Raw genomic sequence first — 12902 nt, 5'->3', positions numbered from 1 at the left:
CCAAAGCGATACCCAGTATATAATCTACACTAGTGATAAAAGCACGACGAATGACTATTAACTTTGGGTTTGGCGCGTCAGTTGAGGCCAGCCAGGTTGGCGAGAGGCACGCAAATGGGGACGACTTATTCCGAGGCTCTAAAGGAATTGCGCAACGCGCAAAAGGGGCGAGCCAAAGGAGCCCCCGGTTACTCGATATATGTCAATCGCAAGATTGGCAGGTTTCTTGCAGCTTTTGCCCACACGCTGAGACTCACGCCCAATCAAGTCACGCTAGTGAGTGCGCTATTCACGTTCACTGGGATCGTCCTCCTAGCGACTGCGCCGCCGACGTGGTACTTGGGAATCGCTGTTTGGCTCTTATTGGCCCTGGGGTATGCATGGGATTCCGCGGACGGCCAGGTCGCGCGCTTGCGTGGCGGTGGATCTGTCGCAGGGGAGTGGCTGGACCACTTTGTTGATGCGTTGAAGATTTCGTGTTTGCATCTCGCGGTTCTCATTGGGTGGTACAGATATTTTCCAATAGAGAACGAACTGTGGCTGCTGATACCCATCGGATTCGCAGTCGTAGGAGCCGTAACTTTTTTCGCCATGATCCTCAATGACCTGCTGAAGGGTTCAAGAGGCGTCGAAAAGGCCGTCGAGGAGGGGGGGAGTTCTCCCCTGAGGTCCGTACTCCTGCTGCCCACCGATTACGGAGTCCTCTGTTTGTCATTCGCCTTCTGGGGGATTCCAATCATCTTTGTCGGTGCGTACTCATTGCTATTTTTGGCTTGTGCCATGTTTTTGGTACTGGCAGCAATTAAGTGGTTCAAGGATATGAAAAAAATGTGAGTCACCGTCTGTCAGAACAAAGGAATACAACGGATGTAGGCGGCAACTGAGTATTTTTGCCTTTGGGGCCATGCGTCCTGCCGTTCGGAGCCAGCGATATTGCTGATGATGGCAGTACCTACTGGCGGAGGCCCGCGACACCCACCGGCAATACGCGTTGATCCATCGTGGCCTGTTACCGCATTCTGTGACTGTGGGCCGGGCCGATCAGCCCGGCAGCTTTCCTCGCCCGGCGCGCGCTGCCCTTAGCCTCGCCCGCTGGAACCCAAAAAGTCGAACATTCGGGAAACTCCTCGTTCGGCAGTCGGTCTTGCCCTCGCCAGTAAGTTCAACTCTTCTCCGAATGAATTCGTCGGTAGGTCCCGCGTGCGACCCGGAGAAAAAGCCGAGGCTGCCGACCGGCCATTTTTGTCAGGCCGAAACCGGTGAACCGGGGAATCCGCCGTCCTGCGACGAGCGACCCAGTTAGCCGTGCAAGGAGCCCCGTTCGCCGCTGCACTTGTAATGGTTGAACAGAAGCCAGTGAATTGATATCGATGGGGTCGAGCTCGATAATTCCTTCGCTTACAGCTTCCATAAGGATGCCTTTGCCGCGAATTGTTCGCGCAATTACTGCGCTGGACCCCTCCGCCTCATTGAAGATCGGGTAGCCGGATTCGTCAGAATCCCAGAAATCCGCGACTGCGATATCGGCGCTTTCGCCGACACCGTCGGGGCACACTTTGCAGCGCCATTGAGTTGCCGGTCCAAGAACTTTCCCCCAAGACTCGTCATAGGACATGCTTCGCGATATGTCTCGTAGTTTGACTGTGAACCGTCCTGGCCACCCGCGGCCTCGATACCAGAGAGAATCAGGGGGGGTCCCTTTTGCAATTCCCAAGGATTCGATGAGTCTTTGCGTGGCGTGCGCACTCGGTGTACCTGCGCAAAAGAAGGAAAGCATTATGGGGGCAGGTTGCCGCACTCCGCCGAGCCCAGCGGCGTCCACGTACGAGCGGAGGGCAGAAATCTCACACGGCTTCCCAATCACCGCTGTACCTGGTAGCTGGATATCGGGGTTGGCCAACGTAGCAGTAGGGGCGTACCGAGATCCGGCGGACGCAAGTGCTTCCTCTTTAGTTGTAATTGATACTGGGACGGTTCTCCGGGGATCGCGACCTGCTCCAGCTCCTGCAACGCGGGTAGCCCTCCCACTCTCCAGAAGCCATGTGGATAATGCCGTCAGGACACCGGCACTGCTGCCCCGGTATCTGGTTTCCGGGTCTGTTGCGTGTCCTTTCCAGACGCCAATAAAGGATCCCATGGTCTCATGCCGCTCCAGACTGGGATTGTTGTTAGAGCGGACGAGCATCCCTGGGCAGGAGCGCTTGAATAAGCGAGTGGAATTTTCGGGCGTCTGGCCGATGGACGACCGTTTAGGACGCATGAACCCCTGCTTGTCGAGCACCATGTCCAAGCCAGGGTCGACTATCGTACAAAGCCCGCAGCCGGAGCAGGCATCGGATGCAACGACTTTCGAAATCTGTTGGTCAAGTTTCTTGGCTGCGCTCCCGGGCGAGGGCTGTCGGACGCTCATAGGATCTCTCCCAGCTTTTCCGTTACAGCAGATAGTGAGTTCTTTCCAACCTGCTGTGCAAGTTTCGCCTCAACTATGAGCTGGTCGTTGTCCATAAGCTGGCGGATTTCGTCCGTCACGTTTTGGCTGGTGCGTAGGTCAATGGCATGTCTCCACCCGAGACTTTCCATAAGGGGGGAAAACTTGCGGGAGTATGCCAGCGGAATCGCTGGAATCCCCAGCGAAAGAGCGTTCAAGCTTGCATGCATTCGAGCCGCAATCACAAGCTTTGAGGAGGCGATAGCTTCTCGAACCGTATCAAGCGATGTCGGCACGATGAGCTCTGGATCAAAACTAAGTCGATCGGCAAGTTCAGAGATCGCCGGGACATCGTTGTCGGGGTTGGGTGAGTCGAGGACATGGGCCAAAAGGGCTACTTCTCGGCCTTGCGCGTGCAGCATCTCTGCCGAGCGGAGCATCGATTCTTGATATCTCGTTGCATCGACATGCGGATTCTCGTTCCAAAGGAGCCCAGAGACATTCAACAAGACGTCACGAGTTGTAGGCACTGCTACGTCGTCAATTCCAAAAACCATGTCTGAACTCAGCGCATCGGGGGTCCTGCCGAGCCGCTCGGCGGCGGCACTGCTAGAAGGATCTCGACTGAAAACGGCCGCAGACCGACTGAGGTTCCTCTTCGCAATCCACGCGGCTTTACGGGATTTGAAGGGGCCAATGGTCTGTGGAGCCATCACCCCTACAGCACCAGCCTGCACGGCAAACTCGTAGACAAGCCCCATTGTGAGATGCCGGTCAAAGCCGTAAATGTCTGAGAAACTATCTCCAGACCTTGTATCCCAGACCAAGTCGAATTGCTTGAAGTAATCCTGCATCCCGAAGCGCGGAAGTAGGCGTTCTCGGATGAGCGAACGTGGTTTTCCCCAGGGAACTTCCTTCGGACGCGACCCATAGTTGACGAATTCGACTTTGGCATGAGGCCAAACTCGCCTCAACAGGTCGTGGGAACCGCGTGCTAGGGCAGCCACGCCGAGGTTTGTTGAAGACTCATGTGCCCAGAGAACAAGAATACGCATGGTGCCTTTCGGTTCTATTTTTGTATGGGGTTTGCTAGCGCTTTAGGTATTGACGAAGGGACCACAGATCATGCATGTCGCGGCGCACGGAAGGAATAAGCATGGCGATCCCGTAGACGGCGATCGTCCCTGCAACCGCTGCCGCAGCACTAACCCATGGTCCTGCGGATTCTGTGAGAGTCGAAAGGGTGAAGGCGGCCCCTGCGCCTGCGCCTGCAAGAGCAGCCATGCGTACAAAGTTGAGGGTCAAACCCCGAATGGGGACTCCAGATATCGACTTGTTAATCCATAGTAGGGAAAGTGGCCAAGAAACGGCTGTAGCGATGAGGTAGCCCGTGGCGACGCCGGCGACGCCCCAGCGGACACCGACAAGGAGGCACACAACCTTGATGAGCACACTGATCATGTTGTATTTGAACAAGGCCGCTGTAATCCCCTTGGAAACGTAGACCCAGTATCCGAAATAGGCCAACGTCTGGAGCGCCGCTGCTGCAGATAAGAGGCTCATAATGGGTGCCGATTCCATCCATTGGGCACCGAGGAGGAGGAACGTTAGCGGCTTTGATGCGCCGACCGCTAAACCAAAGGCAGCCACGATCGAGTAACCAAGCGCTGTTTGACCAATGCGGGTGAATTCCCAGTATCGACGGGGAGATTCCTGCAGTCGTGAAAGTACAGGAATGGCGACATTGGTAATTGGGGACCGCAGTTGGTTGGCGATGTTCATGACCAGTTGATATGGGCGCGTGTAGAGACCGAGCGGAGCTGCACCGAGGAACGACCCGATGATTACCCGGTCTGCGTTCGACCCCATGTAGCCAATGATTTGTGTGGCCACCATGTCGCGTCCAAAGCGGATGAATCCTCGGAGTGGTGTCGAGCGTCTTGGCAATCGCGGTATCCACTTTGAGGCAATCGCAGCGAAGAGTAAGAAAATTAGCGCCTGAGCAAGGAGCTGCCCGACCAACGCCCATGCTCCGTAGGCCATGAACCCCATAAACACGGCGACACACACGCTGAATATGGCTGACGAGAGGTCGATGATCGCCAAGGCTCTAAACTTTAGCGAACGGCTGAGGCTCGCGCGATATTGCGTTGATAGACCGTTGATGAAGAAGACAAGCGCTGCACCTTGGGCCAGACCCGTGAGTTCGGGATGGTGATAGAAAGCAGCAATGCCCCAGGAGCCGGCGAACACAAGTAGCGTCAAGGTCAGCCCGATGCCGGTATTTATCCAGAAAAGACTGTCCCGCTGTGCGCGGCTGACGTGCTTAGCTTGAATCATTGCCTGCGACAGACCGAAGTCCCTGAACACTTCAGCGATCCCGGCTATGGACATGACCATGGCAAAAAGACCATAGTCATTGGGAGAAAGTAGACGAGCCAGTATCACGACGGACACTAGCTGGACTAGAATTCTTCCCAGTTGTCCTGTCGCAGTTACGGCCGCACCTCGGGCGGCTCGTCGTCCTAGACCTGGAGTTGTCCCTCGGGAAGTGTCATCTATTTCCATTTTTGCGCTAGGACGCTGAGCGACGGTAGATAGGCAACAGGGCGAATTCGACTTCGCGAATGGCCTTTACCACGGCGGAGATAGTGATTATCCAACGCCTAGTAGGAGGATTTCCAAGGAAGGCACGGTTTCGCTGAGAGGGCTGTGCTTCCTTTGCCAGCAGTCGCTGTAGGACTGCGAATGGACCACTGATCAGAGTCTTGTTCAATTTCGGCTATTCTTTCCGGACGTTTGACGTTCGCGTCGGAATGACGCCTGACTCGATCGGCTACTGCCCTCGTCTATTGTTGTCGACTCTGTACCCGGCCCGTCCGCATAATATCCGTCGCTTCTGTTGCTGGGCTTGACTCGGTTGAGGATGAGTCCTGATATGTGGGCACCGGCTGCATTGAGAGTGTCTGTGGTTTGTTCGAGCTGCGCGTGGCGAAGTTTTGTTGAATCCACAACGACGACCGTTGAATCAACGTCCTGGGCGATGATCGCAGCATCGGAAACGGAGTGCACTGGGGCTGTGTCGATGATGACTACGTCATAGTGATTCTTGGCTTCTGCCAGAAGAGTCCGCATCCGACTGGAGTCCAGGAGTTCTGAAGGATTCGGCGGGATAGCACCACTTGTCAGGATGTCGAGTCGTGTGTCGCCAAATGCCTGAACAGCGTCGCTCAGCCGGAGCCCGTCGAGTAAGACGGTTGTCAAGCCAATGCTCGGTTCGAGACCCAGATAGGAAGCAACTCGAGGGCGACGAAGGTCTCCATCGATAAGGAGGATTCGTTCCGTGCCTTCTGCCATGGTTAGAGCCAAATTTAGGGACGTTACAGTTTTGCCTTCCCCGGGGATCGATGATGTGACAGCTAGAGTCTTGATCTCACGACTGACAGAGGTAAAGCGGAGGGCGGCGCGAATTTGTCTGTATTTTTCTGTAGCTGCACCGCGGGGGTGGCGCAGCGCAACCGGGCGTTGGTCGTTGGAGCGGGGAGTCCTGTCCGCCGTTCCTAACAATGCTAGATCTGTGATGGGTTTGAGACTGGACACGGAACGGATGCGAGTATCCAGTGCAACGGATACGAATAGGCCTAGAAGGGCAATTGCTCCGCCAATAAAGGCGCCTAGCACTGCGTTTTTGCTTTTATTGGGCGCGGACTGAAACTTCGGCGGGAGAGCTGGTTGAATCACCCTGGCGACGACCGTTGGCTTGCCTGTTGCATCCACGGGGGCGACTTTCGCCACCGAGTCAAGGAGGCTTTCAGAAACACTATTGGCAATTTGGGCGGCGAGCTCACGGCTGGTCGCACTGGCCTTGACCTCAAGTATGACCGTGTTCTGGGGGGACGTTACTTTTACGGCACGATGTAGGTCGTCGAACGTCATGTTCCCGCCGATGTCATCGCGCGCCTTGTCCAGAACCGAAGAGGTAGTGGCAAGTTCGGCGTAGGACAGCATTTGGTTCTGTGTATAAGTAAGCCCCTGGTTGATGTCAGAGCCGCTGTCGCCGTCCCTCAGGGAGAAAAACAGCGAAGCTCCAGCCTGATAAACGGGGGGGATGGTCGCCGAGTATGCAAACGTTCCCACGCCCGCCAAAAATGCGGCAAGAACGATGACATACCATCGTTTCTTGATGGCGCTTAGCATTCGAGTCGATCTATTGCTTGGCGTGATTTTGCCGTTCATACGTGCTCCTGGGGAGAAAATTTGAGGCGGCTTTCGACCGTCCGAAGGCTGACGAATTGTCTGTATTTGAGTCCACTCGTGGCTACGGCCAGACCTGCAATAAACCAGACTATCGTTGCATATTGGGTAATGAGGGCAACTGTAGCCAGCGCAGGGATTTGTCCGATCAGGGCAATGGAAGCTGGAGTGGCCCTGCCCCTAATAACAGCCACGAGACAGGCCGCCAGTCCTGCTAGAAGGACTAGAAGTGGAATGAGTCCGAACCTGAGGGCGGTGAGGATCATTTCGCTATCTATGGATTGGAACGATCCGTAGGACGTTTCCCCGTTTGCCGCTCTCTCCCAGATTGGTGAGAGACCCAGTAGGGAAACCTGCTTTAGCAACACGAGCAGATCTGACCGATATTCGGCGCTTCCTGTCGCTTCGTCACCTGCCTGATTGAATATCGTCAGGAGCCACGGTAGCCCCGCTCCCGCGATGACGGTGAGCATGAGGATGGTTGCGAGCCGGGCTCCGCGCGAGATGTGGTCCCTCAGGAAAATCAAACTGCATACGACGGTGAGTCCGAGACCAACGAGTCCAATACGGCTAAGTGTTACACCCGTACCCAAAGTAACAACGCCTAATAGGACAAGGCGTAGCCACATAGGCCATCTCGTGCTCAGAATGAAAGCGCTGCTTGCGGCAAGTGCGGCCCCGAGCGCGATTGAGTGCCCAAATGCTCCTTCAGCGCGAAGCAGGCCACCCCGGACCTGAAGACTTGACCAGGCTGCGTATAGTCCGTTGTTCGCATGAAGTGAAATGAAAAGATTTGTATGAGTCGCGAACTCAACTACGGCCAATACTGCTGCCAAAGAGGCAGCGATTGCGATAGTTGAGTAAACCCAGTTCGGTGAAACGCTGGAAAGGACAGTACGACCAGCCAAGTAGGGAATGATCCACCCTAAAAGGGCGGCGCTCGTGTAGCCCCAAGTCGACCATCCGAATGCATAGACAACCAAAACCAGCAGTACAAAAGCAAGAACTAGAAGGTCCCCTGCTGAAGGGGATAATCGTGACCAGTTCATCGACGCGAGAACGATGATGCTCAGAGCCGATATTGCTGATATGTAAACGCCAAACTGTGCGCCTATCCACACGGGCACAAAGAATAGGCCGGCGGCCCAGAGCATGAATACGCATTTAGGAATGTGCCTCGAGGAAAAGAAAGCGAGCCCAGCGAGAACGCCGATTGCGCCCACGGACAATAAAGTGCTGAAGGTCCCTGCAGTCATCGCGTTCTTTCCGCGGCCCTCAGGCCTCTTACGGTTCGTGCACCCGTGCTGCTAAGGATGACAGTCGTCCTGTTAGAGGCCCAGCCGTGAGACCGCCATGAAGGCCATTCTGGGCAGTCGGAAACTGCCGTAGTGTGTGTCACTTGAATCGCGCTTTGGTCGCGACAACGGCGCCGTGGAGTATCCCGAGTGCGAAGGCGCGCCACGGTGTGAAGGACTCTAGAAGTTGTCGTCTGCCGCCCTCCAGGAGGATCTCGTAGGAAACTCTGGGTGTACACAGCATCCAACCCCAAAATCCTCTGCGGTTTAAGTGCTTCGCGGCGAAAAGCATCCGATTTCGAATGTTGTAGAAGTAGTAGATCTCCGATTTTTTGCGTGAATCAATTCGTCGTCCCTGCGTACCGCCCTCGTCGTGGATCGCAGAAAGCGAGCTCTCGACAGCAAGCCGGCCGCCATGTGCAACCACCCGACGCGACAGGTCGACATCTTCCCAATACAGGAAGAAGTCGTCATCAAATCCATCTACGGCAATCCACATTTCACGTGAGATAGCGAAGCACGCGCCGGTGATCCACGGTATAGCGCGACCTCGAGGCGGGTTCGGGCGCCGGCTGCTGGCGACTCGACCGGACTCTTGGTACAACCACATGCCGTCAAACCACAGATCACCTTCGCTGGTTCGAATAGTTGGTGCAACCATGAGACCGGGGTCATCTCGAACGAGAGCGACGAGCGACTGCAGATCCGAAGTGCTGATCGATGCATCTGGATTGAGCGTGACGATGCACTCTGCGCCGAGGCCCAGAGCGAAGTCTGCACCTGCATTGACTCCTCTGCCGAATCCCTCGTTGTGGTCGAGACTAAGAAAATGCCAATTCTTGTCCGTTGCCAATCGGGCAACTCGAGTGCGTTCTTCCATAGTGGTGTAATTGTCGACGACAACTATGAATCCGTGTTCTGGCGCTACGGTGATGCGAGCCAGGTTCAGCTCGAGTAGAGCGCTCGATCCATAGTTGACCACTACGAGGGCAAAACTCTGAGTCTTGGCAGAAGTTGCTGCCACCGCCTGACCCCCTCAGGTCTAATTTGTTCTTACGATGAATAAAACCCGAATCTAGCACGTCTAACTGTAGATTCGTGCTGAAATCTTGGGCGATATCTCTACTTGAGGAGAGACCAACTGCAAGCGCGAGTGAGTGTTGCCAAAACAAGATCAAGACTACTGGTCTGATGCGGTCCAACTGGGTGTGGAGTACTCGTTTTTCAGCCGCTTCTGTCCGGTATGGTTCCCCCCATTGGGCGACTTTGCTCTAACTGAAAAATGCGGGGGACGCACGATGAAACGACGTCTAGCAGTGCGGCGAATGGCGGCGGTCACCGCATCTTCCTTTGCCGTTGCGTTGGCACTTGGGCTGTCTGGCTGTGGTGCGGTGGACGATACATCGCAAGTGGCCGCCGTGAGCCCTTCAAACACAGCTGCCAATTCGAGTGATTCGCCGGCACGCACTGCGGACAAGCAAAAACCGCGCACCAAGGCAGTCCCGGCCCCCTCGGCCGGGAACATTCGAGAGAAGCTGAAGAACCAAAAGCGGGGTTCAGTGAAACGGGCAAGCATCGGTGTGGAGGCAAGCCTACCGGAAGGCGTGAAAGTACGCGTTTCAAAGGTCACTGCATTCACGGCGAAGGCCGAAACCCCCGGTGAGGTCACTGGGCCGGCTGTAGCGGTCACCATCGTATTGAAAAATGCCTCCAAAGAGACGATTAGCGTCGATTCCGCAATGGTGTCGTTGACGGAAAAGAGTGGAGACCCGGCCCAGCCGACGACTTCGGATCCATACGCGCCTTTTGCCGGTGACGTTGCACCCGGAGCGAAACAAGCAGCGACATACGTTTTCCTGATCGCCAAGAAAGATCGGACAGACGTCAAAATCACTGTCGAGTACCTTGCCGGCAATACGGTTGCCGACTTCAGCGGGAACGCTTCCTAAGCGATGAACAAGACACGGGGTCCCCTAATGAGTAACTATTCATCGCGCACTGCTTCGGTACTGGCAGCGTTGTTTGCCGTGATCTTGGCGGCCGCATCATTCCTTGTAGCAGGAGCTCCAAACGCCGTTGCTGAGGTGCTTCCGACCCCGGCGCCGGTTCAGCAAAGAAGCAATACGGATATGACGGCAGACGGACTGCCAACTGTGCAGATCGATTCTGGTGTTGTCTGGGCACAAGCTATGGCCGGAGACATTGTCTACGCAGGCGGGTCCTTTTCGAATACGAGACCAGCTGGAGTAGAACCTGGCCAGAATCTGACTCCTAGGAGCAATTTGCTGGCATTCAACATCAAGACGGGAAACCTCACAGCCTTCGCGCCCCAGATTAACGGAACGGTTAAGTCGGTCGCAGTTTCTCCCGATGGCACCCGTCTCTACGTAGGGGGGACCTTTACCAGCGTGAACGGCCAAACGCGTTGGAATCTTGCAGCATTCGATATTGCAACAGGGAACCTAGTCAGTGGCTTTACCGCATCAGTTGGTGGTGCGTACGTCAACGCAATCGCGGTTACCGACTCGGCAGTCTATGTGGGTGGAAACATTGGTGCTGCAAACGGCGTCGCCCGCAAAGGACTCGCAGCGTTCAGCCCGACTGGTGCATTGCTCGGCTGGGCTCCCACCGCTGACCTCCAGATTGATGCAATGAAGCTGACCGCCCAAAAAGACAAGCTCATTGTCGCCGGCCGCTTTTCGAAGGTAAACGAGGTGGGCCAACGTGGCTTGGCCGCGTTGGACCTGACTAACGGTGCACTTCTTCCGTGGGATGCGCCAAATGTCGTCCAGAACGGTAAAAACGTTCCTGGCAATGCGGGTAAAGCGGGGATATGGGCTTTGGCGGTAGATGAGAACGCCGTCTACGGCACCGGATGGGTGTTTGCCGATGTGGAAACTGGCAATCTTGAAGGGACGTTCTCCGCAGCCCCAGACACCGGCAAAATCCGTTGGATCGCAGATTGCCATGGCGATCATTACGGCGTCTATTCCGATGGAAAGACTGTTTACACCACTAGCCATGAACACGCCTGCGAATCTGCGGGGGGAGTCCCGCAAAACCCCTCGACCAACATGCGTCATGCTCAGGCGCTGACGGCTGCACCGCAGGGGACCCTGTCGCGAAGTCCTTGGGTGAATAACATCTACAAAGACTGGAGTGGCTATCCCGCTCCGGCTTTCGTCGGATGGTGGCCGGACTGGTACACAGGGACAGCTACTGGCATGGGACAGGCGGGGTTCTCCATCGTTGGCAACGGAGAGTATATGTCCGTCGGAGGGGAGTTCGTCGGGCTCAATGGAAAGCGGCAACAAGGGCTTGCCCGATTCTCATCGTCGCCGCAGGGAGGCGCGAAGCAGGGACCCCGTGTCTCCGGAGCGAACTGGACCCCTTCGGCAAGATCCAATGCGAGTGGCACCGTGAGAGTATCCATCGGGGCTAACTGGGACCGGGATGACATCAACCTGACGTACCGATTGATGCGAGTTGGTAAATCTGAACCAGTCGCAACAAAAACGGTTGCATCGAAGTTTTGGGATCTGCCAACCGTCGCGCTCACGGACACTGGACTAGCGCCCAATTCGTCCCAGTCGTACTACGTCACGGCTACCGACGGCGACGGCAACAAGGTCACCAGCCCTCAGGTCTCAGTACAGGTGAGCGGCGCTGCTGCCTCCGCGTATAGAACGGGCATACTCGATGATTCGCCGTCTCTCTATTGGCCGCTTGGGGGGCCATCTTCTTCGACCGCGCAGGATTGGGTAGGTACCAATGATGGTTTGGTCGGAGCCGGTGTAGGAACGACTACTCCAGGAGCCGTGGCCGGATCTGATTCAGCAGCGGCGACGCTGTCCGGCGGGACGACAGGTTTGATTGCCTCATCAAAACTTGCGGCTGTTGGGGAAGCCTTCACCACGGAATTTTGGTTCAAAACGGGAACAAATAGCGGCGGCAAGCTTGTCGGATACGGTTCTAATAACACCGGAGCATCTTCCTCCTACGACCGCCATGTCTATATGGCCAACGACGGACGGCTCGTCTTCGGAACGTATCCAGGTGCTGCCAAGACAGTGACAAGTCCCGCAGCTTACAACGATAATTCGTGGCACTATGTAGCGGCTAGCCAAGGCCAGAACGGTATGCGCCTATATGTCGATGGACATGAGATAGCTTCGGACCCGGCCACGACAACGGCCCAGTCCTACAGCGGTTATTGGAGGCTTGGGGGCGATTCCCTTGGCGGTTGGCCCAATTCGCCGAACAGCGAATACTTCACGGGGGCGATTGACGAATTTGCCGTTTACGATAGTGCACTGACTCCGGCGCAGGTTGGAACGCACTACGCCATAGGCTCGGGCAAGGAGCTTCCGACGGCCTCGTTTAGTGCCGAAATCAAAGGAATGTCGGCAGCTTTCGACGCCAGCGCATCAACAGGGGGTGGAGGCGCTAACGTAACCAACTACAGCTGGGACTTTGGCGATGGCAGCGGAAAAGAATCAGGCAAAACCCTGTCTCATACTTATGCGGAGCCGGGAAAATATTCAGTCGCGCTGACGGTCAAGAATGAGTCGGGACTCGTCGCATCGACTACGAAGCAGGTCACGGTTGCTGCGCCGCATGCGGCGCCAGTCGCGAGTTTGACCCACGAAGCTACGGGGCTCTCGGTGGCGTTTGACGGAACGGGCTCGACTGCAAGCGATGCCGCTACCATCGCGTCGTATGCTTGGAATTTCGGCGACGGCGAGAGTGCCAGCGGCGCGAAACCCGAGCATCAGTATGCCGAAGCCGGCACCTACACGGTAACGCTAGTTGCGACAGATTCGACGGGCTCGAAGAGTGAGCCGGTTTCAGCCGAGGTCACCGTGGAGCATGCGGTTCCGGTAGCGAAGTTTGGTCATGATGTGACGGGCCTGTCGGCGGTTTTT

The 12902-nt window shown here is 56.0% G+C and carries 9 protein-coding genes; 3 read left to right on the top strand and 6 right to left on the bottom strand.

What is annotated here, in order from left to right; translation table 11 throughout:
* The first annotated feature begins 114 nt into the window (after nt 1-114).
* Entirely contained in the window at nt 115-834 is a 720-nt protein-coding gene (locus ABD088_RS02495; protein WP_343899866.1) for a CDP-alcohol phosphatidyltransferase family protein, read from the top strand.
* 328 nt (nt 835-1162) lie between these two features.
* Here ABD088_RS02495 and ABD088_RS02490 read toward each other — a convergent pair whose 3' ends face one another.
* The 6 genes from ABD088_RS02490 to ABD088_RS02465 form a co-directional block, all read right to left on the bottom strand.
* A complete protein-coding gene (locus tag ABD088_RS02490) occupies nt 1163-2137 on the bottom strand; it encodes a Coenzyme F420 hydrogenase/dehydrogenase, beta subunit C-terminal domain (protein WP_343900364.1) in 975 nt (324 codons plus the stop codon).
* Nucleotides 2138-2406: 269 nt separating this feature from the next.
* A complete protein-coding gene (locus tag ABD088_RS02485; protein WP_343899865.1) occupies nt 2407-3483 on the bottom strand; it encodes a polysaccharide pyruvyl transferase family protein in 1077 nt (358 codons plus the stop codon).
* Between the two features lie 34 nt (nt 3484-3517).
* The gene (locus ABD088_RS02480; RefSeq protein WP_343899864.1) at nt 3518-4996 is read right to left on the bottom strand and encodes a lipopolysaccharide biosynthesis protein; all 1479 of its coding nucleotides are present in this window, start codon (nt 4994-4996) and stop codon (nt 3518-3520) included.
* A gap of 204 nt (nt 4997-5200) precedes the next feature.
* The gene (locus ABD088_RS02475; RefSeq protein WP_343899863.1) at nt 5201-6664 is read right to left on the bottom strand and encodes a tyrosine-protein kinase domain-containing protein; all 1464 of its coding nucleotides are present in this window, start codon (nt 6662-6664) and stop codon (nt 5201-5203) included.
* Nucleotides 6661-7938, bottom strand: coding sequence for a hypothetical protein (locus ABD088_RS02470; RefSeq protein WP_343899862.1), 1278 nt, complete (start codon nt 7936-7938; stop codon nt 6661-6663). Before ABD088_RS02470 ends, ABD088_RS02475 begins: the two co-directional genes overlap by 4 nt.
* A gap of 139 nt (nt 7939-8077) precedes the next feature.
* A complete protein-coding gene (locus ABD088_RS02465) occupies nt 8078-9001 on the bottom strand; it encodes a glycosyltransferase family 2 protein (RefSeq protein WP_343899860.1) in 924 nt (307 codons plus the stop codon).
* A 301-nt stretch (nt 9002-9302) separates the two neighbouring features.
* Here ABD088_RS02465 and ABD088_RS02460 point away from each other — a divergent pair, with 301 nt between their 5' ends.
* Both ABD088_RS02460 and ABD088_RS02455 read left to right on the top strand, forming a co-directional pair.
* The gene (locus ABD088_RS02460; protein WP_343899858.1) at nt 9303-9926 is read left to right on the top strand and encodes a DUF4352 domain-containing protein; all 624 of its coding nucleotides are present in this window, start codon (nt 9303-9305) and stop codon (nt 9924-9926) included.
* 333 nt (nt 9927-10259) lie between these two features.
* The coding region (locus ABD088_RS02455; protein WP_343899857.1) for a PKD domain-containing protein at nt 10260-12902 on the top strand (2643 nt) is incomplete at its 3' end.

Origin of the sequence: Arthrobacter rhombi, from assembly GCF_039526245.1 — a bacterium.
Lineage (GTDB): Bacteria > Actinomycetota > Actinomycetes > Actinomycetales > Micrococcaceae > Arthrobacter_H > Arthrobacter_H rhombi.
The sequence above is the reverse complement of the archived record's forward strand: the minus strand, read 5'-3'. Positions and strand labels throughout refer to the sequence as shown.

What these genes read in the sequence shown, in the direction of transcription:
- ABD088_RS02475 (WP_343899863.1), bottom strand. Translation starts at nt 6,664, where the DNA reads ATGAACGGCAAAATCACGCCAAGCAATAGATCGACTCGAATGCTAAGC.
- ABD088_RS02485 (WP_343899865.1), bottom strand. Translation starts at nt 3,483, where the DNA reads ATGCGTATTCTTGTTCTCTGGGCACATGAGTCTTCAACAAACCTCGGC.
- ABD088_RS02490 (WP_343900364.1), bottom strand. Translation starts at nt 2,137, where the DNA reads ATGGGATCCTTTATTGGCGTCTGGAAAGGACACGCAACAGACCCGGAA.
- ABD088_RS02470 (WP_343899862.1), bottom strand. Translation starts at nt 7,938, where the DNA reads ATGACTGCAGGGACCTTCAGCACTTTATTGTCCGTGGGCGCAATCGGC.
- ABD088_RS02460 (WP_343899858.1), top strand. Translation starts at nt 9,303, where the DNA reads ATGGCGGCGGTCACCGCATCTTCCTTTGCCGTTGCGTTGGCACTTGGG.
- ABD088_RS02480 (WP_343899864.1), bottom strand. Translation starts at nt 4,996, where the DNA reads ATGGAAATAGATGACACTTCCCGAGGGACAACTCCAGGTCTAGGACGA.
- ABD088_RS02495 (WP_343899866.1), top strand. Translation starts at nt 115, where the DNA reads ATGGGGACGACTTATTCCGAGGCTCTAAAGGAATTGCGCAACGCGCAA.